Origin of the sequence: Mesorhizobium sp. C372A (assembly GCF_030323245.1) — a bacterium.
Classification (GTDB): domain Bacteria; phylum Pseudomonadota; class Alphaproteobacteria; order Rhizobiales; family Rhizobiaceae; genus Mesorhizobium.
Genome location: NZ_CP100475.1, coordinates 3,047,050 through 3,069,294, shown reverse-complemented (window position 1 = coordinate 3,069,294; position 22,245 = coordinate 3,047,050). Strand labels below are relative to the sequence as shown.

The 22,245-nt window shown below is 64.0% G+C and carries 23 protein-coding genes; 12 read left to right on the top strand and 11 right to left on the bottom strand.

All coding sequences use genetic code 11. The annotated features are described in order from the left end of the window. Positions 1 to 3: 3 nt before the first annotated feature. Genes NLY42_RS14570 through NLY42_RS14560 form a run of 3 tightly spaced genes read right to left on the bottom strand, consistent with a single transcriptional unit; the run spans position 4 to position 4,228 of the window. Positions 4 to 1,887 (bottom strand): ABC transporter ATP-binding protein, encoded by a 1,884-nt coding sequence (locus tag NLY42_RS14570; protein WP_023754580.1) that lies wholly within the window; start codon positions 1,885 to 1,887, stop codon positions 4 to 6. 10 nt (positions 1,888 to 1,897) lie between these two features. Continuing rightward, the gene (locus tag NLY42_RS14565) at positions 1,898 to 3,793 is read right to left on the bottom strand and encodes an ABC transporter ATP-binding protein (protein WP_023754581.1); all 1,896 of its coding nucleotides are present in this window, start codon (positions 3,791 to 3,793) and stop codon (positions 1,898 to 1,900) included. A gap of 27 nt (positions 3,794 to 3,820) precedes the next feature. Then, positions 3,821 to 4,228 carry a hypothetical protein gene (locus NLY42_RS14560; RefSeq protein WP_023670019.1) on the bottom strand — a complete coding sequence of 136 codons (408 nt, stop codon included), beginning with the start codon at positions 4,226 to 4,228 and terminating at the stop codon, positions 3,821 to 3,823. A gap of 445 nt (positions 4,229 to 4,673) precedes the next feature. On the opposite strand from NLY42_RS14560, the gene NLY42_RS14555 reads away from it, so the two are divergent. Together NLY42_RS14555 and soxR are read left to right on the top strand one after the other, a co-directional pair. Further along, complete coding sequence (locus tag NLY42_RS14555; RefSeq protein WP_023754582.1) at positions 4,674 to 5,132, top strand: tRNA (cytidine(34)-2'-O)-methyltransferase; 459 nt, start codon at positions 4,674 to 4,676, stop codon at positions 5,130 to 5,132. Between the two features lie 145 nt (positions 5,133 to 5,277). After that, a complete protein-coding gene (soxR, locus tag NLY42_RS14550; protein ID WP_023683689.1) occupies positions 5,278 to 5,724 on the top strand; it encodes a redox-sensitive transcriptional activator SoxR in 447 nt (148 codons plus the stop codon). On the opposite strand, the gene NLY42_RS14545 is transcribed toward soxR, so the two are convergent. Then, complete coding sequence (locus NLY42_RS14545; RefSeq protein ID WP_023683688.1) at positions 5,721 to 5,978, bottom strand: hypothetical protein; 258 nt, start codon at positions 5,976 to 5,978, stop codon at positions 5,721 to 5,723. The two genes, soxR and NLY42_RS14545, sit on opposite strands and share 4 nt — an antisense overlap. Before the next feature lie 275 nt (positions 5,979 to 6,253). Here NLY42_RS14545 and hemF point away from each other — a divergent pair, with 275 nt between their 5' ends. From hemF to NLY42_RS14530, 3 genes are all read left to right on the top strand, one after another. Then, entirely contained in the window at positions 6,254 to 7,168 is a 915-nt protein-coding gene (gene hemF / locus NLY42_RS14540) for an oxygen-dependent coproporphyrinogen oxidase (RefSeq protein WP_023754583.1), read from the top strand. Positions 7,169 to 7,406: 238 nt separating this feature from the next. Further along, positions 7,407 to 7,667: a DUF1344 domain-containing protein gene (locus NLY42_RS14535; protein ID WP_023754584.1), complete on the top strand. Its 261-nt coding sequence runs from the start codon at positions 7,407 to 7,409 to the stop codon at positions 7,665 to 7,667. A 230-nt stretch (positions 7,668 to 7,897) separates the two neighbouring features. After that, positions 7,898 to 8,083: a DUF1059 domain-containing protein gene (locus NLY42_RS14530; protein WP_023670013.1), complete on the top strand. Its 186-nt coding sequence runs from the start codon at positions 7,898 to 7,900 to the stop codon at positions 8,081 to 8,083. Positions 8,084 to 8,089: 6 nt separating this feature from the next. Here the strand turns inward: NLY42_RS14530 and NLY42_RS14525 are convergent, their stop codons facing one another. From NLY42_RS14525 to NLY42_RS14515, 3 genes are read right to left on the bottom strand one after another with little or no spacing between them, the layout of a single operon-like run. Further along, positions 8,090 to 9,361 carry a CCA tRNA nucleotidyltransferase gene (locus NLY42_RS14525; protein ID WP_031196468.1) on the bottom strand — a complete coding sequence of 424 codons (1,272 nt, stop codon included), beginning with the start codon at positions 9,359 to 9,361 and terminating at the stop codon, positions 8,090 to 8,092. Continuing rightward, the gene (locus NLY42_RS14520) at positions 9,358 to 9,990 is read right to left on the bottom strand and encodes a CoA pyrophosphatase (RefSeq protein ID WP_023724971.1); all 633 of its coding nucleotides are present in this window, start codon (positions 9,988 to 9,990) and stop codon (positions 9,358 to 9,360) included. Before NLY42_RS14520 ends, NLY42_RS14525 begins: the two co-directional genes overlap by 4 nt. Continuing rightward, positions 9,990 to 10,619: a DUF1285 domain-containing protein gene (locus tag NLY42_RS14515; protein WP_023670010.1), complete on the bottom strand. Its 630-nt coding sequence runs from the start codon at positions 10,617 to 10,619 to the stop codon at positions 9,990 to 9,992. The genes NLY42_RS14520 and NLY42_RS14515 overlap by 1 nt, the downstream gene beginning before the upstream one ends. A 144-nt stretch (positions 10,620 to 10,763) precedes the next feature. On the opposite strand from NLY42_RS14515, the gene NLY42_RS14510 reads away from it, so the two are divergent. The 4 genes from NLY42_RS14510 to NLY42_RS14495 all read left to right on the top strand — a co-directional run bounded on the left by NLY42_RS14510 (position 10,764) and on the right by NLY42_RS14495 (position 17,796). Continuing rightward, positions 10,764 to 11,768, top strand: coding sequence for an AAA family ATPase (locus NLY42_RS14510; RefSeq protein ID WP_023754586.1), 1,005 nt, complete (start codon positions 10,764 to 10,766; stop codon positions 11,766 to 11,768). Beyond that, positions 11,768 to 12,682: a DUF58 domain-containing protein gene (locus NLY42_RS14505; RefSeq protein WP_023695816.1), complete on the top strand. Its 915-nt coding sequence runs from the start codon at positions 11,768 to 11,770 to the stop codon at positions 12,680 to 12,682. The genes NLY42_RS14510 and NLY42_RS14505 overlap by 1 nt, the downstream gene beginning before the upstream one ends. Next, a complete protein-coding gene (locus tag NLY42_RS14500) occupies positions 12,679 to 15,504 on the top strand; it encodes a DUF4159 domain-containing protein (protein WP_023754587.1) in 2,826 nt (941 codons plus the stop codon). Before NLY42_RS14505 ends, NLY42_RS14500 begins: the two co-directional genes overlap by 4 nt. 207 nt (positions 15,505 to 15,711) lie before the next feature. Further along, positions 15,712 to 17,796 (top strand): membrane protein, encoded by a 2,085-nt coding sequence (locus NLY42_RS14495; RefSeq protein ID WP_023754937.1) that lies wholly within the window; start codon positions 15,712 to 15,714, stop codon positions 17,794 to 17,796. Positions 17,797 to 17,838: 42 nt separating this feature from the next. Here the strand turns inward: NLY42_RS14495 and clpS are convergent, their stop codons facing one another. From clpS to NLY42_RS14475, 4 genes are all read right to left on the bottom strand, one after another. After that, positions 17,839 to 18,144, bottom strand: a complete 306-nt coding sequence (gene clpS / locus NLY42_RS14490; protein WP_023754938.1) for an ATP-dependent Clp protease adapter ClpS — start codon at positions 18,142 to 18,144, stop codon at positions 17,839 to 17,841. Positions 18,145 to 18,277: 133 nt separating this feature from the next. Then, positions 18,278 to 18,625: a hypothetical protein gene (locus NLY42_RS14485; RefSeq protein WP_023670005.1), complete on the bottom strand. Its 348-nt coding sequence runs from the start codon at positions 18,623 to 18,625 to the stop codon at positions 18,278 to 18,280. A gap of 155 nt (positions 18,626 to 18,780) precedes the next feature. Then, positions 18,781 to 19,011 carry a hypothetical protein gene (locus NLY42_RS14480; RefSeq protein ID WP_023670004.1) on the bottom strand — a complete coding sequence of 77 codons (231 nt, stop codon included), beginning with the start codon at positions 19,009 to 19,011 and terminating at the stop codon, positions 18,781 to 18,783. A 38-nt stretch (positions 19,012 to 19,049) separates the two neighbouring features. Further along, entirely contained in the window at positions 19,050 to 19,352 is a 303-nt protein-coding gene (locus NLY42_RS14475; protein ID WP_023683677.1) for a hypothetical protein, read from the bottom strand. A gap of 258 nt (positions 19,353 to 19,610) precedes the next feature. Between NLY42_RS14475 and NLY42_RS14470 the strand changes: the two genes are divergently transcribed. The 3 genes from NLY42_RS14470 to NLY42_RS14460 all read left to right on the top strand — a co-directional run bounded on the left by NLY42_RS14470 (position 19,611) and on the right by NLY42_RS14460 (position 22,230). After that, positions 19,611 to 20,327 carry a response regulator gene (locus tag NLY42_RS14470; protein ID WP_023670002.1) on the top strand — a complete coding sequence of 239 codons (717 nt, stop codon included), beginning with the start codon at positions 19,611 to 19,613 and terminating at the stop codon, positions 20,325 to 20,327. After that, positions 20,324 to 21,733, top strand: a complete 1,410-nt coding sequence (locus NLY42_RS14465; protein ID WP_023670001.1) for an ATP-binding protein — start codon at positions 20,324 to 20,326, stop codon at positions 21,731 to 21,733. The genes NLY42_RS14470 and NLY42_RS14465 overlap by 4 nt, the downstream gene beginning before the upstream one ends. A 92-nt stretch (positions 21,734 to 21,825) precedes the next feature. Next, a complete protein-coding gene (locus NLY42_RS14460; RefSeq protein WP_023754939.1) occupies positions 21,826 to 22,230 on the top strand; it encodes a YciI family protein in 405 nt (134 codons plus the stop codon). The last annotated feature ends 15 nt before the right edge of the window (positions 22,231 to 22,245 follow it).

Below are 22,245 nucleotides of genomic sequence, written 5' to 3'. Positions count from 1 at the left end.
GCCCTACTCCGCCGGCCGTGTCTCTTCCAGCACGCTTTCCTCGTGGTAGAGGAAGCCGCCGGACTGCCGCTTCCACAGCCGCGCATAGAGCCCGTCGAGCGCCACCAGCTCGTCATGCGTGCCCTGTTCGACGATGCGGCCTCCGTCCAGCACCACAAGACGGTCGAGCGCGGCGATGGTCGACAGCCGGTGCGCTATGGCGATGACCGTCTTGTTCTCCATCAGCCTGGCCAGATTCTCCTGGATCGCCGCCTCGATGTCGGAATCGAGCGCCGAGGTCGCCTCGTCGAGGATCAGGATCGGCGCATCCTTGAGGAAGACGCGGGCGATCGCGACGCGCTGGCGCTGGCCGCCCGACAGTTTCACGCCGCGCTCGCCGACAAAAGCCTCGTAGCCGGTACGGTCCCGGTTGTCGCGCAGGCCCAATATGAACTCGTGCGCCTCGGCCTTCTTCGCCGCCGCGATCACCTCGGCGTCAGTTGCATCCGGCATGCCGAGCTTGATGTTGTCGCGTAGCGAGCGGTGGAACAGCGCCGTGTCCTGGCTGACCACGCCGATATTGGCGCGCAGCGAGTTCTGCGTCACCTCGGCGACGTCTTGCCCGTCGATCAGGATTTTCCCGCTCTCGAGGTCGTAGAGGCGCAGGATGAGATTGGCTAAGGTCGTCTTGCCCGCACCGGACGGCCCGACCAGCCCGACCTTCTCGCCAGGCTTGACCACAAGGTCGATGCCATTCAGCACGCCAAAACCCTTGCCGTAGTGGAACTCGACATTCTTCACCTCGATGCGGCCGCCGGCGACGACAAGCTCTTTCGCATCCGGCGCATCGACAAGGCCAAGCGGCTGCGAGATCAGCGCCTTGGAGTTTTCCAGGACGCCGAGATTTCGCAATATGCCGTTGAGCTGCATCATCACGCGCCCGAGCAGCATGTTGAGCCGCAAGACCAGCGACAGCGTGAACGCGACGGCGCCGACGGTGATCGACCCTTCGACCCAGAGATAGACGGCAAAGCAGCCAATCGCGGTGATCATGATGCCCGACAGCGTCGTCAGCGCCATGCGCACGCCGGTCAGCCGGCGGGTGAAGGGCCGTAGTGCATCGAGATAGATGTCGAAGCCGTTCTTGATGTAGCGGTCGTCGCCGTCGGCCGAGAATAGCTTCAGCGTCTGCACGTTGGAATAGGAATCGATGATGCGCCCATTGATCATCGAGCCAGCTTCAGCCGTGGCCTCGGCATGCCTGCGGATCGAGGGCAGATAGAGCTTGGCCAGCCAGGCGAACGCGAGGATCCAGATCACCACCAGCACGGCCAGGCGCAGATCCAGCCCGGCGACCAGCGCCAAGGTCGTCACCGTATAGATGAGCATGAACCAGATGACCTCGATGAAGCTCTCCATCAGGTCGCCGGTCGCCTGCCCGGCCTGCCAGACTTTTGTCGCGATACGGCCGGCGAAATCGTTCTGGAAGAAGGTGTAGGACTGCCGCGACACATGCCGGTGCGCCTGCCAGCGCACCAGATTGTAGAAGCCCGGCGTGATCGTCTGTTCGTTGACCAGCGCCGACAGGCCGACGACGACTGTGCGGATGACCGCCACCACGACGATCATGAACACCAGTTCAGGACCGGCGGCGGTCCACAGCGCATTCCAGCTGCGCTCGCCAGGAAGCTGGTCGAGAATATCGACCAGCCGCCCGACGAAGTAGAACAGCCCGGCCTCGATCAGCGGCGCGATGCCGCCGATGACCAGCATGGCGAAGAAGGCGAACTTCGCCTGGCCGACATAGTGCCAGAGGAAGCCGCCGACGCTTGACGGTGGCCGAAGGTCCGCCGGCTCCCTGAACGGATAGACCCAGTCCTCGAACCAGCGATAGACGGCTGTCATCATGCTGACGTCATCACTCTGCGGCTTCACCCTTCACGCCGATGTCGTTGGCAACAGCGTCATTGGCGGCATCGACCGGACCGTCATCGAGCAGGAACCCGCCCGACTGGCGCTGCCAGAGCTGCGCGTAGAGCCCGCCGCTGGCGACGAGTTCCTCGTGCGACCCCTCCTCGATGACACGGCCCTTGTCGAGGACGACGAGCCTGTCCATCGCCGCGATGGTCGACAGCCGGTGCGCAATGGCGATGACGGTCTTGCCTTGCATGAGCTTGTAGAGATTCTCCTGGATGGCGGCCTCGGCTTCGGAATCCAGCGCCGACGTCGCTTCGTCAAGGATAAGTATCGGTGCGTCCTTCAACATAACGCGAGCAATGGCGATGCGTTGCCGCTGGCCGCCGGACAATTTGACGCCGCGGTCGCCGACATGAGCGTCGAGCCCTTTACGTCCGGTGTGATCCGAAAGCCTGCCGATAAACTCCAGCGCCTCGGCCCGCCCGGCTGCCTCGACAAGCATTTCCTCCGTCGCATCGGGCCGCCCGTAAAGAATGTTGTCGCGCACGGAACGATGCAGCAGCGAAGTGTCCTGCGTCACCATGCCGATCTGCGCGCGCAGCGAATCCTGCGTCACCGAAGCGATCTCCTGGCCGTCGATCAGGATCCGGCCGTCCTCGAGGTCGTAGAACCGCAACAGGAGATTGACCAGCGTCGACTTGCCCGCGCCCGAGCGCCCGACAATGCCGACTTTCTCGCCGGGCTTCACCGTCAGCGACAGGTTCTCGATGACGCCCTTCTGCTTGCCATAGTGGAAACGAATGTCGTTGAAGCGGATCTCGCCCTTGGTGACGGCAATGTCCTTCGCCCCCGGCCGGTCTTCGACCAGGCGCGGCAGCGAGATCGAGGCGATACCGTCTTGCACCGTGCCGATGTTCTCGAATAGGCTCGACATTTCCCACATGATCCACTGCGACATGCCCCACATACGGAGCACGAGGCCGATGACCACGGCGACGGCGCCGATCGTCACCGCCTGGCCGAGCCACAGCCACAGCGCCAGCGCCGTCACCGAAAACAGGAGCAGCGCGTTGAGGATATAGAGCAGCCCGTAAAGCACCGTCACCAGCCGCATCGACCGGTAGACCGTGTCGAGGAAGCCTGCCATGCCTTCTCTCGCGAACGTTGCTTCGCGCCGTGCATGGGAAAACAACTTGACCGTCTGGATGTTGGTGTAGCTGTCAACGACGCGGCCGGTCATAGTCGAGCGCGCATTGGCCTGCGCCTCCCCGACCTTGCCCAGCTTCGGGATGATATAGCGCAACAACCCGATATAGCCGAGCAGCCAAACGCCGAGAGGTGCCGCCAGCCGCAAGTCGGCCGAGCCGACGATGAACAGCATGCCGAGGAAATAGACGATTACGTAATTGAGCACCTCGATCACCTTGATGACGCATTCGCGCACGGCGAGTGCCGTCTGCATCAGCTTGGTGGCGATGCGGCCGGCGAATTCGTCCTGGTAGAAGCTCATCGACTGCTTCAAGAGATAACGATGCACCTGCCATCGGATGCGCATGGGGTAGTTGCCCATCAGCGTCTGCTGGTTGAGCAAAGAATGCAGCCATACTGTACCTGGCAGCGCGAACAGCACGACGAAGGCCATGCCGGCGAGCTTCCAGCTCTCGGTCTGCAGGAAGGTTTCGCGGTTCTGCCCGGACAGCCAGTCGACGATGTGGCCCATGAAGCCGAACATCCACACTTCCGCGATGGCAATCGCCGTCACCAGCACCGCGTCGAGGATGATGTATGGCCAGGCGCCGCGGGTATAATGCACGCAGAAGGCAACCAGCGTCTTCGGCGGCTCGACCGGTTCCGCTGCGGGGAACGGATCGAGCCTTCTTTCAAACCAGCTAAACATAGTGATGCTCACAAAACTTTTGTCCGCTCATGCGGCGCGGGAAAAATCCCCGGGGCGCTCCGCGTCCCCAGACCGTACGTCGGCGGGGACCGACGGCCCGGAATCACCCGGGCCATCGGTCCTGCTTCGCGCAATATAGGGACTTGCGGGCTTTTCACCGACAGAAGCCTTCGACTGAGCTGACGGCACGCCGCCGCCAGTCCGGTTTTTCGCGCCCGGCCGGATCAGCCGGATGATCCGGCGCACCAGCGACGGCCGGCTGTGGTCGGGAACCGCACGCGAGAAATCGACATCCGGCAACATGCCGCGATGCGGACGCCGGCGCGTCTGGGCGTGAACCGCCGACGAATAGGTCTCGCCGACCAGCAACGCCCAGGTCGCCGTCTTGCGTTCGTGCAGGCTTCTTGAACCCGGTATCTTATAGGGATCGAACATCGGTCCGTCCTCCGTGTGAAAATAGACATAAAAAGGCGAAGCAATGTCGTGCGCCGGCGTTCGGCCGGAGGCACGGATTGTATCCGTCGAGACACGAGGATAGGCCTCGGTCGCGACATGCTCAGCTGGGGCGCTTGGCCCCTTTAACCGGTTGAAAAACATCGCAGGATTCCTTCGAGAGCCGAAAATTGGCTTCGGCGGGAATCGGTGCGATCAGATCCAAGAAATCAGGTAAATCGTCGTACCGAAACCGCCAGCAGGCAGGTAAGCCCACGGGAGGGGCGCTGGATGTGCATGGTCATCATGAAATACCCCTCCATCGGTTCGGGTTGACAATGCGTGCGGTATAATCGACTTCGCAGAAAATGGCCACCCGCAGGTCCAGCAATTTCCAAAACCAGCCACCCGCTGTGGCCGATCTGCCACTTATTAGAAAGACGCGGAAATGAACCACCGTCTCCGCATCGCCCTCTACCAGCCTGACATCTCCGGCAACACCGGAACTATCCTGCGCTTCGCCGCCTGCCTCGGCCTTGGCGTCGACATCATCGAACCAGCCGGGTTTCCGCTCTCCGACAAAGCGCTCAAGCGCGCCGGGATGGACTACCTCGAAATGGCTGCCCTGACCCGCCATGTCGACTGGAACGCCTTCGAGGATTGGCGCAAGGGCGAAGCCTGCCGGCTGGTGCTGCTCACCACCAAAGCCGCGACCCCCTATGCGGGCTTCAGCTTCGCCCAAGGCGACATCCTGCTGTTCGGCCGCGAATCCGCTGGGGTGCCGGATCCTGTCCATCAGGCGGCGGATGAGCGGCTGACGATCCCGATGCAGCCGGGCACGCGCAGCATCAACGTCGCGCTGTCCGTCGCCATGGTCGCCGGTGAAGCCATCCGGCAGCTCGGCTAGACCTTCAGCGCGTTGTCGTCATCGCCAACGGCCGTTGCGTCTTGCATCATTCTCACCCAGGCGCACATCGCCTTCTCCTCAGTTGGCCTATCGACGTTTCCTGGCTACAAGCTCAACTTAAGTTGAGGTCAAGCGGAAAATCGAGATGGCTCCGGTAAAGGAATTGACGGTCGGCCAGGTGGCGATGCGCAGCGGCGTGGCGGTGTCGGCGCTGCATTTCTACGAGGCGCGCGGGCTGATCCGCAGCCACCGCACGTCGGGCAACCAGCGGCGCTATGGCCGCGACGTGCTGCGGCGGGTGGCGATCATCCGGATCGCCCAGGAGGTCGGCATTTCGCTGGCCGAGATCGGCGCCGCACTTGAATCGCTCCCAGAAGGCCGCACCCCGACGCGCGAGGACTGGAACCTGTTGTCGACCGGCTGGCGCGACGACCTCGATCGCAAGATCACTCAGCTAAAGAAGCTGCGCGACGGCCTGACCGACTGCATCGGCTGCGGCTGCATGTCGATCGACAAATGCCCGCTGCGAAACAGGGAAGATCGCTTGAGTGCGCAAGGGCCGGGCGCAAGGCGACTGCTGGTGGGATCCTAATCCGCCGCCGGCAGCCGCCGTATGGTGAATTCTATGACATCGCCCGGCCGTTCGAACCAGCTTTCGATCTCGGTCCAGTAGGCCTGCTTGGGAAAGCGTTCGAACCATTCCTTGGCTTTGAGCCGCGCATCGGGGCGCGGCAAGACAAAGGTCTCCCGCAAAAACCCGTCACGCGGCATGCGCTCGCGCTCGGCGCGTGAACGATCGAGCCTTTTCTTCAGGCCATGCAGCGGCGGTCTTGCCGGCGTGCGCATGAAAGAACTCCTGGGCCGAACCAGATGACACTTGACCCTTGCCCCTAAGAGATTAGGGATCGCGCCCGGAAAAGGCTAGTGGTCCGATTCCAACATTCGCCTCCCTAATCCCCAGGCGCCGTTGCGAATGTTGGAATCACAAGGACCACTAGCAAGTTTATGTTTCTAGCAGAGTTTTCGAATTTGACATTTGCGTCGTGCCCTGCGCCACGCTGTCTGCAAATGTCAAATTCACTCCACTAGGTCCTTTGTCGGCTGCGACCGGAGACAGCATTTTGGAACGACCAGAAATACCGGCAGGCCTGCCAGCCGACATCGAACAGAAGAAGATGAAGGCCAGGCTCTGGTTCGAGACGCTGCGTGAGCGCGTTTGCACAACCTTCGAGCAGATCGAACAGGAACTGCAGGGACCACTGGCCGAATGGTCGCCCGGCCGCTTCGAAAAGACGCCGTGGGAACGCGACAATGGAAAGGGCGGCGGCGGCACCATGTCTATGATGCGGGGCCGCGTCTTCGAGAAGGTCGGCGTCCATACTTCGACCGTCTATGGCGAATTCTCGCCCGAATTCAGGAAGCAGATGCCCGGCGCCGAGGAAGACCCGAGCTTCTGGGCATCAGGCATTTCGCTGATTGCGCATCCCTGGAACCCCAACGTGCCGGCCGTGCACATGAACACCCGCATGGTCGTGACGTCGCGCCACTGGTTTGGCGGCGGCGCTGACCTGACACCGGTGCTTGATCGCCATCGCACCGAAGACGACCCCGATACCATCGCCTTCCACCGCGCCATGCAGTTCGCCTGCGAGAAGAATGCCGGTGTCGCCGACCACCCGAAGTTCAAGGCCTGGTGCGACGAGTATTTCTATCTGCCGCACCGCCACGAGCCGCGCGGCGTCGGCGGCATCTTTTTCGACTGGCTGCATTCGGGGGAGGAGAAAGGCGGCTGGAATGCCGATTTGAACTTCGTCCAGGATGTCGGGCGTTCTTTCCTTGTCGTCTACGGCCACCTGGTTCGCGCCCATTTCAACGAGAACTGGACCGACGACGACCGCGACGAGCAGCTCATTCGCCGCGGCCGTTACGCAGAATTCAACTTGCTTCACGATCGCGGCACCATTTTCGGCCTGAAGACCGGGGGCAATGTCGCCTCGATCCTGTCCAGCCTGCCGCCGGAGGTCAGGTGGCCGTAAACTATCGGTGAGCGCAACGTGAGCCGCATTGACGTCCCATTCGCCGAATCTGGGCAGCCAATGTGGCATCGCCATTATCTTTTTCGTCTAATAGGCAATTGAAATAAAAAGACTATTTGTCGTTTCGGGCCGGGAAGCGCCGGCGGTTCAGTCCCGAACCGCGACACGACGCTACCGGACGGCCCTGAACAAGGCGGAGCATTTTCCAAACGGATGCCCGCATTTCCAGGAGTATTACATGCGAAAGCTCATTGTTTCGGCAGCCGCCGCTGCCCTTCTCGCTTCCGGTTCGGTCGCCTTTGCCGCGGTCAAGCACACCACCGGTACGGTCAAGACCTATGATGGCACGGCCATGAGCCTTGTTCTGGACGATGGATCCACCTTCACGCTGCCCCAGACCTTCAAGGATCCAGGCTTGAAGGCCGGCGAAAAGGTCCGCGTTTCCTGGGACATGAGCGGCAAGAACAAGGTTGCCGAGTCCGTCAAGATCGAGAAGTGACCGGGACAAGACCGAACGTTCTCGCCTTGGCTTAGCCCGGCAAGAGGGGCGGAGCAGCGCTGCTCCGCCTTTTTCGCACCCACGGCAACCAAAATGGTCGAACCGTGTTATGCTAGCTCCCCCGTGCGTGCCCCCGAAACCGACTGCTGTGACGGGGCGCGGAACAGAGATGGCGGAGCTTCGTGTGCCCATGAGAGACACAGGCTCCAAGGAGGAAAGGAGAAAATCCCATGAAGGAATTCCATTGCGGCTCGCTGGTTCCCGGCTGTGAGTGGCACACGCGTGCCGGTGAGGAAGCCGAGGTCATGCGCCGCGCCGTGGACCATATGCGCGAGACACATGGCGAAACGGTCATTCGCGAGACGATGATCGAGGCGATCCGCTCGCGCATCGAGAAAGTTCGCGACGCGGCCTGAGCAGTCCTATCTGGCCTTCAAGGCTTCCGCGGCGCGCTCCAGCAGCGCGTCGCGATCGAGCGCAAAGCCGGACCCGATCCATTCCTTTTCCAGGTTTTTCAGGATCGCACCGAGTATTGGCCCCGGCGACGCGCCAAGCGCCGTCAGATCGCCGCCCTTGACTGGGAACACCGGTTTTTCCCATTTCAGCGCAAAAGCGAGCAGGCGCGAAAACCCGCCGGCCTGAACCAGCGCGTCATTGTCCTCGAGAGCCCGCGCTCGCGCCGACGCCAGCGACAGCCGCAGGCGATCGAGAAAACCCTGGCGCTCGCCGGAATAGAGTTTCTTGGCCAGTTCCGCTTCGCTTGTCTTGGGCTCGACGGCAGCCGTCAGCGCCCAGTGGCGCAGGCGCTCCGCCTCAGTGGTCGAAAGTTTCAGCCGCTCGGCCACTGTCTTCATCCGCGCCGCATCGGGCGGCACGATCGCCTCCAGCCTGAGCAGCGGGTCCGGCGCCCAGCCCAGATCCTTCTCTGTCTTGGTCAGCCCATGAATGGCATCGATGCCCCATTTCTCGCTTTCCGGCAGGGCGCTGGTGAGCACGCCGGCCTGGCGCATCCACAGCAAGGCGCGCGACGGATCTGGGGCCGATAACAACTTCTTCAGCTCGGACCAGATGCGTTCGGCCGAGAGATGGGCGAGACCGTCCTTGAGCCGGGCGCAGGCCTTCAATCCCTCGGCATCGGGCCGACCCTCGCCATACCAGGCGAAAAAGCGGAAGAAACGCAGGATGCGCAGATAGTCTTCGCGGATCCGCTGCTCGGCATCGCCAATGAAGCGCAGCCTTCGTGCCTCGATATCGCCGACGCCGCCGACCAGGTCCACGACCGTCCCGTCAGCCTCCGCATAGAGCGCGTTGATGGTGAAATCGCGCCGTTCGGCGTCGGCCTTCCAGTCGCGGCCGAACGACACTTTGGCGCGGCGGCCATCGGTCTCGATGTCGGCGCGCAGCGTGGTGACCTCATAGGGCGCGCCGCCGGCAATCACCGTGATCGTGCCGTGCTCGATGCCGGTCGGCACCGCCTTGAAGCCCGCCGCCTCGGCGCGGCGAACGGTTTCCTCGGGCAGGCAAGTGGTAGCAAGGTCGATATCGGCGACCAGCTGCCCAATCAGCGCATTGCGCACCGCGCCGCCCGCGATGCGGGCTTCCTCGCCGCCCTGCGCCAGCACGGCAAGCAGCCGCTGCAGATGCTTTTCACCCAGCCAGTCGGCTCTGCCCGCCAGCGATATCGGATCACTCAAGCATAGAGCCTTTCATAGAGCGTGCGGATGATGCCGGCGGTGACGCCCCAGATGCGCTGGCCGCCATAGGGCATATCGTAGAAGAACCATTCCAGGTCGTTCCACATGCGGCTGTCCCTGGTGTGGTTGGCCGGATCCATCAGGAACGAAAGCGGCACTTCGAAGGCGGCGTCGACCTCGTCGGAATTGAGCGACAGCGTAAAACCGGGCTCGACGATCGCCAGCACCGGCGCGATGCGATAGCCGCTGCCGGCGACATAATCGGGCATGCGGCCGATGATCTCGATGCGGTCCTGGCCGAGCCCGATCTCCTCGAAGGTTTCGCGCAAGGCCGCTGCTTCCGGGGTCGCATCGGTGGGATCAATGGTGCCGCCGGGAAAAGCCACCTGCCCGGAATGGCTGCGCAGTTTTTCCGCCCGCTTCGTCAAAAGCACGGTCGCGTCGCGTCCATGATCGACGACCGGGATCAGCACCGCGGCGTCGCGCAGCGCTTTGAGCTGCGTCAACCGTGGATGGCCGGGGTTGAAGCGATGATCGCCATAATCGTCGCCGGCATGGGCTTCAGCTTGCGCCGCAACCCGCGCGCGAAAATCCGCTGTGGAAAACGGCGGCGGCCTCACCTGATCCATCATGCGCTCAGCCGCTTCAGTTTTTCCGCCGGCATGATCGGATAGATTTCGCCTTTCGAGCGCACGGCAAACATCGTCTTGCCGCCGATATCGATCTCCTCGCCATGCTCGACCAGTTCGTACATCACCGGCCGCGCCACCAGCGCTTCCAGCCTCCCGCGCACCAGCACATAGGGTTTCAGGCCGCCGGTCTCGTTCTCGTCGACGAAGCGCAGCGGATGGCCAGGCCCGGCCTCGACGACATCGCCGACATTGGTGCGGAAAGTGATGGTCTGCTCGGCGCCGGCGCCGGAAACATCCATTTCAACCGCGATGAAAGGCGCGTCCACGACGCGGATGCCGACCCGTTCGACCGGCGTCACCAGATAGGTCCTGCCATCCTCGTCCTTGCGCAGCACGCTGGAAAACAGCTGCACCAGCGGCATGCGGCCGATCGGCGTACCGAGATAGAACCACGTTCCGTCCTGTTTGATCTCCATGTCGAGATCGCCGCAGAAGTCGGGATTCCAGCGCTCCACCGGCGCCGCGCCCTTGCCGGCGCGAGCCGCACGCGAGATCAACGCTTCGAGACCGCGCGCCTCGGTTGCGGCAGCAAGGCTGTGTTCGCGATGTTCGGAGCGTTCCGTCATGGTCACGAAATAGTCACTGTTGTTCCGCTTGTCAGCCTAAGTCTGTGATTTAAATTCATTCGTAGGCGCCAGGCGAAGCCGAATCGCGGCATTCTAAGGCACTACAGTGCAAGCCGGTACTTCCAGCACAAGGATCGATGCGGCATGAGCGTAATGGTAAAGGAAAGCCCAATCAGCGAAAAGGACATGATCGCCCAGGCCGAGACGGCGCTGGCCGATATTTCCAGGGTGCGCGACGGCGTCGGCCGCGTCATTTTCGGCCAGGAAGTGGTGGTCGAGCGCACGCTGGTGGCGCTGCTTGCCGGCGGCCATGCGCTGCTGGTCGGCGTGCCCGGCCTTGCCAAGACCAAGCTGGTCGAAACGCTCGGTGTCGTGCTCGGCCTCGATTCGCGCCGCATCCAGTTCACACCCGACCTGATGCCGTCGGACATTCTCGGCTCAGAGGTGATGGAACAGGACGAGGCCGGCAAGCGCTCCTTCCGCTTCATCTCCGGCCCGATCTTCGCGCAATTGCTGATGGCCGACGAGATCAACCGCGCCTCGCCGCGCACCCAGTCGGCGCTGCTGCAGGCGATGCAGGAATATCACGTCACCATCGCCGGCATTCGCCACGACCTGCCCGCGCCCTTCCATGTACTGGCGACGCAAAACCCGCTGGAGCAGGAAGGCACCTATCCCCTGCCCGAAGCGCAGCTCGACCGCTTCCTGATGCAGGTCGACATCCTTTATCCCGAAATCGAGGCCGAGCGGCGCATCCTGCTCGAAACCACCGGCATCGAGGACGCCAAGGCGCAAAACGTGCTGCAGCCGGCGCGGCTGAGGGAAATCCAGACGCTGATCCGCCGTATGCCGGTGCCCGAAACCGTCGTCGACGCCATCCTCAAACTGGTGCGTTCGGCGCGTCCCGGCCAGGGCAATGCCGAGACCGACAAGCATGTCGCCTGGGGTCCCGGCCCGCGCGCCAGCCAGGCGCTGACGCTGTGCGCCCGTGCGCGCGCGCTTTATGACGGGCGGCTGGCGCCGTCGGTGGACGACATCCGCGCGCTGGCCGAACCGGTGCTGCAGCACCGCATGGCGCTGACCTTTGCCGCCCGCGCCGAGGGCACGACCGTGCGCGACGTGGTAGCGAAACTGGCCAAAGGAATCTGATGGCGCGTATCGGCGAAGTCCAGGCACCGGCAGCGACGCGCGACGCGCTCGCCAGGGGCCGGTTGCGGGCTTCGCTGGTGCCGGACCTGCTGGTCGAGGCACGCCGTATCGTCAATACGGTAATTGCCGGCTGGCATGGCCGCCGCAAGCGCGGCATCGGCGAGAATTTCTGGCAGTTCCGCCCCTATGTCGAAGGCGATTCCTCGCGCATCGACTGGCGCCGTTCGGCCCGGGACGACCACACCTATGTGCGCGACCGCGAATGGGAAGCAGCCCACACGGTGTGGCTTTGGGCCGACCCCTCGCCCTCCATGCTCTACAAATCGACTGGCGCCAGCGTTTCCAAGGAATCGCGCGCGCTGGTGCTGGCACTGGCCATGGCCGAATTACTATCTCGCAGCGGCGAGCGCATCGCATGGCCTGGCCTGACAGATCCGTTCACCGCCCGCAACGGCGCCGAGCGCATCGCAGCGCAATTGATGCACGCCGCGGACCTGCCAGCAAAGCCTGACCTGTCCGCCATCCGCCGCTTCTGCGACATCGTCGTCGTGAGCGATTTCCTCGACCCGGTCGAGGAGACCATGGAATGGCTCGATGTGCTGGCGCGGCATGGCGTGCGTGCGCATCTGATCGAGGTTGCCGATCCGGCGGAGGAGACCTTTCCCTATGCCGGCCGCACCGAATTCACCGATCCCGAGACCGGCGACAAGCTGACCGCCGGCCGCGCCGAAATGCTCGGCGACGAATATCGCCTGCTCTACACCGCCCGCCGCCAGGAGCTGGCCAGCTGGTGCAAGCGCCTCGGCTGGAGCTATACCGTCAACCACACCGACCGTCTCGCTTCCGAGGCGCTGGTGCGCATCCACATGGCGATGACCGCCGATGGCGCATTCGTGGGAAGGGCCGGCGCATGAGCTGGCTGCCGCTCTCCTTTGGCGCTCCCATGGTGTTGTGGGGCCTGCTGGCGCTGCCGGTGATCTGGTGGCTGCTCAGGCTCACACCGCCCAAGCCGCAGTCCGAAATGTTTCCGCCGCTGAAGATCCTCGCTCGCGTGCTGAAGCGCGAGGAAACGCCGCAGCAGAGCCCGTGGTGGCTGACGCTGCTGCGGCTGTTGATGGCAGCCCTTGTCGTCGCGGCATTAGCCGAACCCGTTTTCAATCCGCGCGAAAAATTGCCGGCCGAGGGCGCCGCCCTGGCGCTCGTCATCGACAATGACTGGGCGAGTGCCGCCGACTGGGGCAAGCGCGTCGCCACCGCCCAGCGGCTGATCGCCGATGCCGGTTCGAACGGCGTACCGGTCGTCATCGCCTTCACGGCCGAAAAGCCGAACGCCGAGATCGGCCCCTTCGATGCGGCGGCTGCCCTCGACCGGCTGCGCGCCGCCAAGCCGAGGCCGATCCCGACCGACCGACCCGCTGTCTATGTCCGCGTCGCCGGCGTGCTGGAAGCCTTGCCCGGCGCCAGCGTTGCCGTTCTCGCCGACGGCCTTGCGGCAAAGGGCGACGAGGCCGCCTTCAACACACTGCTGTCGAAAAATGCCGCCCGTGTCGTCTGGGCCAATTCCGACCGGCTGGCGCTGACTGGGCTCACCGGCGCCGAGAACGAGGTCGACGGCTTCGCCCTGACCGCCATTCGCGCGCCCGGCGATCCGGCGCCGGCACAAGTCACAGCCGGCGCCTTCGACGACAAGGGCCGCCGCATCGCCGACGCGACGCTGACCTTCGCGCCGGGTGAGACCACCGCCACCGGCACGATGGCGGTGCCGTTCGAACTGCGCAACGACTTCGCCTCGATCGCGCTCGACGGCGAACGCCAGGCAGGTGCGGTGCGCGTGCTCGACGAAAGCTCCAAGCGCCGCCGCGTCGGACTTTTATCGCAGGCCGAGGCCGACCAGGCGCAGCCGCTTCTGTCGCCGCTCTATTACATCAGGCGCGCGCTGCAGCCTTTCGCCGATCTGGTCGAACCGTCGAGCGTCGATCTCGCCGACGCCATCCCGCAGCTTCTCGACCAGAAACCGGCGATGATCGTCATGGCCGATATCGGTACCATTCCGCCGCAGGTCCATCAGCGGCTGGTCGACTGGGTCGACAATGGCGGCACGCTGGTGCGCTTTGCCGGTTCGCGGCTGGCCGCCGCCGGCAATGACGATGATCTGTTGCCGGTCAGGCTGCGCACCGGCGAGCGCTCGCTTGGCGGCGCGCTGTCATGGACAACGCCGCAAGCGGTGACCGAATTCCCGAAGAACGGCCCGTTCGCCGACCTCGCACCGCCGGCCGAGGTCACGGTGAGCCGGCAGGTGTTGGCCGAACCGACCCCGGACATCGTCGAACGCACCTGGGCAACCCTTGCCGATGGCACCCCGCTGGTGACCGGGTTGAAGAAGGGCAAGGGCACGCTGGTTCTGTTCCACATCACCCCGGAAGCGACATGGTCGACGCTGCCGATCTCCGGCAGCTTCGTCGAGATGCTGCGGCGCATCGTGCAGCTGTCGCGCAACCAGGGTGCGGCGGTCGCCAACGCCGAAGCCGCTGCTACGTCGCTGGCGCCTTATCGCATGATAGCCGCCGACGGCACTTTGGTGCCGCCGACGCCGGACGCACGACCGCTGGTCCCCGGCGCCGGCTCGCTGCCGGTGACGTTCGAGAACCCGCCCGGCCTCTATGGCTCGGAAACCGGCGTTTTCGCCCACAATCTGCTCGACCCGGCCACCGCCTTCGCGCCGCTGGTGCGCCCGCAATTCACAGTGCCGGTGACCAATATCCAGTACGCTTTCGATGAATCGCGCGACCTCAAGGGATCGCTGGTCACAGCGGCACTTGTGCTTATGCTGCTCGACACGCTGGCGGTGTTCTGGATGGGCGGGCTGATGTCGCGCCGACCGCGCCGCGCCCGATCGGCCGCAGCAACGACGGCTGCGCTGCTGCTTGGCCTCGGCATGCTGTTTGGCCATGCCGACCTCGCCCGCGCCGACGATGCCAAGCCCGGCGATGCCGCGGCTATCGAGGATATTGCCAAGACCCGCATCGCCTATGTGCTGACCGGTGTGCCCGGTGACGATTCGATCAGCCGCGCCGGGCTCGAAGGCCTGACCCGCTTCCTGATCGAGAAGACCGCGCTCGAGCCGGGCGCGCCGGCGGGCGTCGATATCTCGAAGGACGAGCTTTCCTTCTATCCGCTGATCTACTGGCCGATCGATCCTTCCGCGCCGATGCCGAGCCAAGCCGCGATCGCCCGCATCGACGCCTATATGCAGCAGGGCGGCACGGTGCTGTTCGACACGCGCGACCAGTTCGCCAACGGCATCGGTGCGGATTCGGCGAGCCCGGCGACGGAACGGTTGCGCGACATTCTCGGCAATCTCAACGTGCCGCCGCTGGAGCCGGTGCCCGCCGACCATGTGCTGACCAAATCCTTCTTCATCCTGCCCGAATTTCCCGGCCGCTTCTCCGGCAGCCCGCTCTGGGTGGAAGCCTCGCTGGAGGCCAGCAATGCCGAGAATCGGCCGGTACGCGTCGGCGACGGCGTCTCGCCGATCCTGATCACCGCCAATGATTTTGCCGGCGCCTGGGCCGTCGACGAGAATGGTGACCCGCTTTTGCCGACCGTGCCATCGGATCCGATGCAGCGCATCTATGCGCTGCGCGCCGGCGTCAACATCATGATGTACATGCTGACCGGCAACTACAAATCCGACCAGGTGCACGTGCCGATCCTGCTCGAACGGCTGGGGCAGTAGAATGGCGGTATTGGCTAATTTCGTCTCGATCCTGTCTGGCGCCGGCGGCGCAGCCTCACCCTCCTCCTTGTGGGGAGGGTCGGCTCGCTGCCGCAGCGAAGCGAAGACAGTGAGCCGGGGTGGGGGTGCAGCGCTAGCGCTCTGTCGCCTACCCCCACCCCGCTCCGCTACGCGGATCGACCCTCCCCACAAGGGGGAGGGTAAACGATGAACTGGTCGATTTCCTTCGAACCGCTGCTGTCCTGGCCCTTGCTGGCTTTGGTGCTCGCACCGCTGCTGGTGCTGGCGGCTGTCGGCTTGTGGTTTCGCCAGCGCGGCGCGATCTTCCGCTTCGCGGCGCTGATTGCGCTGGGCGCAGCACTCCTCAATCCGGTCTTCCTCGATGAGGAGCGCGAGGCGCTGAAGAGCGTCGTTGCCGTCATCGTCGACCGCAGCCAGAGCCAGGATATCGGTGACCGGACCAAACAGACCGACGAAGCGCTTGCCGGTTTGCAGCAGCGCCTTGGCCGCTTCAAGCAGTTCGACGTCCGCGTCGTCGAGGCCGGCAAGTCGGAAGCCGCCGACGAGCGCACCGAGACCAAGCTTTTTGCAGCGCTTGAAGGCGCCTTCCGCGACGTGCCGCCCTCGCGCATCGGTGGCGCCATCATGATCACCGATGGCGAGGTGCATGACGCACCGGCCGCCCCCGACTTCAATGCGCCGCTGCACGCGCTGATCACCGGCAACGAGCACGAGAAGGACCGCCGCATCCGCTTCGAGAACGCGCCGCGCTTCGGCCTCGTCGGCAAGCCGCTCGACATGACCTACCGCGTCATCGCCACCGACGGCGAAACCGGCCCGGTCGATGTCCGCGTCTCGGTCAATGGCGAGCAGGTCGCGGTCGAAGAGGCGACCATCGGCCAGGCGATGCCGCTGCAGGTGACCATCCCCGGCGCCGGCCGGAACATCGTTGAACTCTCCATCGACCGCGAGCCGGGCGAACTGACCGACGCCAACAACCGCGCCATCGCGCTGATCGACGGCATCCGCGAGAACTTGCGCGTGCTTTTGGTTTCCGGCGAACCGCATGCCGGCGAGCGCACGTGGCGCAATCTGCTGAAATCCGACGCCTCGGTCGATCTCGTCCATTTCACCATTTTGCGGCCGCCGGAAAAGCAGGACGGCACGCCGATCAACGAACTGTCGCTGATCGCCTTCCCGACCCGCGAGTTGTTCGTCGAGAAGATCAAGGATTTCGATCTCATCATATTCGACCGCTACCAGCACCGCGACGTGCTGCCGATCCTCTATTACGACTACATCTCCGAATACGTCGAAAAGGGCGGCGCGCTGCTGATCGCCGCCGGGCCGGAATATGCCGGCGACTCCTCGATTGCCCGCACCCCGCTAATGTCGTCGCTGCCGGCAATGCCGACCGGCGAAGTCATCGACAAGGCCTTCTATCCGCGCCTCACCGATCTCGGCCAGCGTCATCCGGTGACGCGCGGCCTCGACGGCTCGGCGACCGAGCCGCCGCGCTGGAGCCGCTGGTTCCGCACCATCGGCGTGCAGAACCCCGAAGGCGAAGTGGTGATGAAGGGCGCCGACAACCGCCCGCTGCTTCTGCTCGATCATAAGGGCGAAGGCCGCGTCGGCATGCTTCTGTCCGATCAGGGCTGGCTATGGGCGCGCGGCTTCGAGGGTGGCGGGCCGCATGTCCAGCTTTACCGCCGCATCGCCCACTGGCTGATGAAGGAACCTGAACTCGAGGAAGAGCGGCTGACCGCCGACGGCCGCGGCATGATGCTGGAAATCCGCCGCCAGACGATGAGCGACGATCCCGGCCCGGCGCAGGTGATCACCCCTTCGGGCAAGGCGCTGATCGTCAAGCTGGAGAAGTCCGAACCCGGCGTTTTCCTGGGCAGCATCGAGACCAAGGAGATCGGCCTCTACCAGATCGGCAATGGTGACCTGACCGCACTCGCCCATGTCGGCCCGGTCAACGCGCCGGAATTCTCCGACGTCGTCTCTACCGAGGACCGCTTGAAGGCTCCGACTGAGGCCACCGGCGGCAGCGTGCGCCGGCTGGCGGCCTCCTCCACCCTTGGCCAGCTCACCGGCAGCGTCGCCCTGCCCTCCATCGTCCCGGTCCGCGCCTCCGGTGCGGCCTCGGGCGCAGACTGGATCGGCCTGCGCAGCACCGACGACAGCGTGCTCAAAGCCGTCTCGCGCGTACCCCTGTTCGGCGGCTTCCTCGGCCTTTGCCTGCTGCTGCTGGCCATGGGCGCGATGTGGTACAGAGAGGGAAGGTAAGGATCCCTTCTCCGTCACTATACGGGGAGAAAGACGCTCAACCTACTCCTCCGGCTCCGTCGTAAACAGCAGCGGGTACCCCTTGGCCTTGGCCGCGTAGATGGCCCGTGTCGCCTTGGTCTCGGCGACATCCCTGGTGAAGACGGCAACGACGCAAACGCCGAGCCGGTGCGCGGTGATCATCACCCGATTAGCCTGGTCTTCGCTGAGCTTGAACTCGCCCTTCAGCACCGTCACCACGAATTCGCGCGGCGTAAAATCGTCATTGATGAGGATGACCTTATAGAGCTTCGGCCGCTCGGTCCGCGGCTTCGTCTTGGTGCGGGGTTTGGAACTGATTTCAGGCATCGGGAACCGGTATCGCGCTAGGGGTCGCTCTCACTTTGTCATGGGGGAAAGCCGTCGTCCATTTTGATCGGCGCGCCAAACCGGCTTCCCGGAAGTGCTGCCGTTCACAAATTTAGGAACTGTACGCTGCGGTTCAACGGCTCTGGCGATCGGCGACGCGACGAGCCTGGAATTGCCGTGCGCTGGATGCCGCATCCGGCCTTGATCCGGCCGCCTTGTATTCGACCCAGGCGACCGCGAGCCAGCCGAAGAAGCAGGCCAGCGCCGCGCCGGTGATCACGGTAAGCAGCAGGCTTTGCCATGGTGTGATGTATTGCCAGCTGCTGGAGATTGCCGGTGCAAACAGCGACGGCTCCGTGCGCCCGCTCACCGGATCGGGCACCGGGCTGGCGGTGAACTGGATCAGCACCCTGACCATTGCCGAGGCCACAAGGCCGCCGATGGCCATCGAGCGCAGAATGGATGAAAGCCGCTTCTTCATGCGGGCTATCCTACCGGACCGGCATTGCAAACGGGTTAAAGTCCTGGGTGGCCGGCACCCATCAACGGGTAATCATGCACTCACACGACAAGGCCGCTCCAGCCGGGGGGGTGCTGGAGCGGCCTTGTTACAGACAAGCCTGTTGGCTGTCTGGATCAGGCCTTCGGGGCGTCCGTCTTGACGACCTTCTTCGCCTTCTTGTGCTTCTTGACGGGCTTCTTGGCGACGACCTTCTTCACCGGGGGCTTGGCGGTCGTGGTCGCCGGAGCGGTGGTCGTGGAAGCAGCCGGAGCAGCGGTCGTGGTGGCAGCGGCATTGCCCAGAGCCGGCATTGCGAAAGCGAGAGCGACGGCGAGACCGGTGGCGGAGAGGATGGACTTTTTCATGGCTTCATCTACTTCTTTGTGCGGGTCAGTTTCGAGTGTCACTGAACCGGGTCGATCGGTGTCACTCCAAGCAGCTTCAAAGCGTTCGCGAGCATCCGGATACCCTGTGCCTGTTTCTTGTTGGCGCAGAACCGGTTTCCCTTTCTTTGCAGTGCTTTCGCCGCGGTGACCTGCGTTGCCGCGGCATGGGTTTCAAGGGCTTCGTCTACCTGGCGATTGAGATCGATGCAGCGCTCGCTCCTTGTGATCGGCGTCACCTTTGCGGTTGTGGCTCCGACCGCGGCTGTGACGAGCGGAATGCTGAGCAGCGCACCCATCAAGCTGATCGTGAACCTGTGCATTGGTGATGTCCGTTACTCCGGAGACTTCGCGTCGCAGCCGATGTCCTGACCGCCACGGCACCCTTTATGCCCTTGATTTTTTTCGGGAGTTTTTCCGGACTATAGAATTTTGTTTCTGAATTGTTTCTGGCAAATCGGCTTTGCGGGCGATCATCGCCGCTGGCCAACATGTGGCCAGAATTCTATCGTGTGGGTGACGCCACAGAAGCAGACTCAGAAGGCAGCCGCCGACCGGCCGCCAGCAATGACAGGATCGCCGTGAAATCCGATGCGCACATACTGATCGTCGACGACGACAAGGGCATTCGCGACCTGCTTCAGGAATTCTTCCAGAAGCGCGGCCTGCGCACCACGGTTGCCGCCGACGGCGTCGAGATGGAAGACATACTGCGCCGCACGCAGGTAGACCTGATCGTGCTTGATGTGATGCTGCCAGGAAAGAGCGGGCTGGAGCTCTGCCGCGACCTGCGCGCCAGCTACTCGACGCCGATCATCATGCTGACGGCGGTGACCGAGACCACCGACCGCGTCGTCGGCCTGGAAATGGGCGCCGACGATTATGTGCCCAAACCCTTCGATCCGCGCGAGCTGCTGGCCCGTATCCGCGCCGTTTTGAGGCGCAATGGTGCTGCCGAGCCGAAGCGCGCCACCACCAAGCAGATCTATCATTTCGCCGGCTGGACGATGGACTGCTCGCGCCGCCGGCTGATGGCGCCGGGCGACGTCAGGGTCGAGCTGACGATGGCGGAGTTCAACCTGTTGCAGACCTTCGTTAAAAGCGCGCAGCGAGTGCTCACCCGTGACCAGCTCATCGAGCTTTCCGGCGGCGACAGCGACTATTCCTTCGATCGCAGCATCGACATCTTGGTCAGCCGCCTCAGGCGCAAGATGGAAGACGACCCCAAGACGCCGAAACTGATCCTGACCGTGCGCAGCGGAGGCTACCAGTTTCTGCCCGAGACCACCTCCGAATGAGACGTTTCCTGCCGCAAACCCTGCCGGTCTGGGTTTTGCTCATCGTCATTGCCGGCCTGCTGATCAGCCAGGTCGCTACGCTCTATATCGTCTCGCGCGATCGCGCCGTCGCCAATGACGAGGTCGATCTCTACCGGCTTAACGACCGCGCCTATTCGCTGGTGCAGCTGATGCATGACGACACGCCGGAGCAGCGCAAGCTGACGGCCTCCGGTCTGTTCAACGCCACCTATGCGCTCACCGTTTCGGACACGCCCGCGGTCACCTCGTCGATCGCCGGCGACGACGAACTGGCCGAACTCGAGGACATCCTGGTCGGGCGGCTGTCGAAATTCGGCATCACCGACGCCCGCGTCCGGCGCGATCCGGCAACCCAGGCAGCCAACGCGCCCGGCGGTGTGGCCGTGACCAAGGATGTCGGCGCGGTGGAGCGCGACCTGTTATCGCTGGCGGCCAGCTTCGCCCAGAGCGACAAGCTGACGGCATCTGTCCGCTTCGCCGACGGCCAATGGCTGAATTTCACCGAGCCCAACACGCCGGTCGGACCGATATTGAGCTTCGACAGCCTGCCGCTCTATTCGCTGATCGCGGCCCTGGTGGTGATCATGTCGATCTGGTCGCTGCGCCGGCTGACGGCGCCCTATCGGATGATGGAAACGGCGGTCAACCGGATCGGCACGGATCTGAAGAGCCCGCCGATCGCCGAGACCGGCAGCCGCGAAATCCGCGCCGCGGCCAAAGCCGTCAACGCCATGCAGGTCCGGCTGCGCGACTATGTCGAGGACCGCGAACATCTGGCCGCCGCGCTCGCCCACGATCTGCGCACGCCGCTGACCCGCATGCGGCTGCGCCTGGAACTGTTGCGCAGATCGACGGCGCGCGAGGCGCTCGCCCACGACCTCGCCGACATCGAGAGCATCGCCAGCTCCGTCATCGACTTCGCCACCTTCGAAGTCACCGAGGAGAAGAGCGAGCGGATCGATTTCTGGTCGCTGGTGGAATCGATCGCCGACAGTTTCGAGGACGTCACGTTCGACCATGACGGCGCCAGGCCGCGTGGCATGATCTGCATGGCGCGGCCGGTGGCGCTCAAGCGCTGCGTCAACAATCTGGTCCAGAATGCCGTGACCTACGGCAAGAAAGCCCATGTCAGCTTGCGGCAGTCGGACGGCACGGTCACGCTGGTTATCCGCGACGAGGGGCCGGGCATACCGCAGGCGCAGCTCGACCAGGTGTTCGGTTCCTTCGTGCGGCTGGAGCAATCGCGCAACCGCCAGACCGGCGGTCTCGGGCTAGGCCTGACCATTGCCCGCAACATTGCGCGTGCCGCCGGCGGCGATGTCAACCTGTCCAACCATCCTCGCGGCGGCCTGCTGACGGAGCTCAGCCTGCCGCTGGCGGCATAAGGCAGCAGACTAGCGTCTCGCTGGCACCGGGGGTGGATCAACCAACCCGCCCTTGCAATAGTGCGGCCGCTCGAACAGGAGGAGATCGCCGCATGTTTTACGCCATCCTGGCCTATCACGTCGAACAGACCATCCAGTCCCTGACGCCGCAGCAGGATGCGGCGCTGATGCACGACCTGCTCGAGGTCAATGCCAGATTGACCCGCGAAGGCAAGCTCGGGCCGGCGGCAAGACTGGGCGCGACCGCCGACGCCGTCACGCTGCGTGGTCCGGGAGACGGCATCGTCATCGACGGGCCGTTTGCCGAGACCAAGGAACAATTGCTGGGTCTTTATGTCCTCGACTGCGCCACGCAGGAGGCGGCGATTGCGGCTGCGCGCGACTTGCGCCGCGTGAATCCCTCGGCAGTCTACGAAATCCGGCCGATCACATTTTACCTTCCCGGCGTGACGTTTCCCGCTACGGAGAGCGATTTAAAGGAGGCCGCCAGCGGCTGAGAACTACCCCATGGC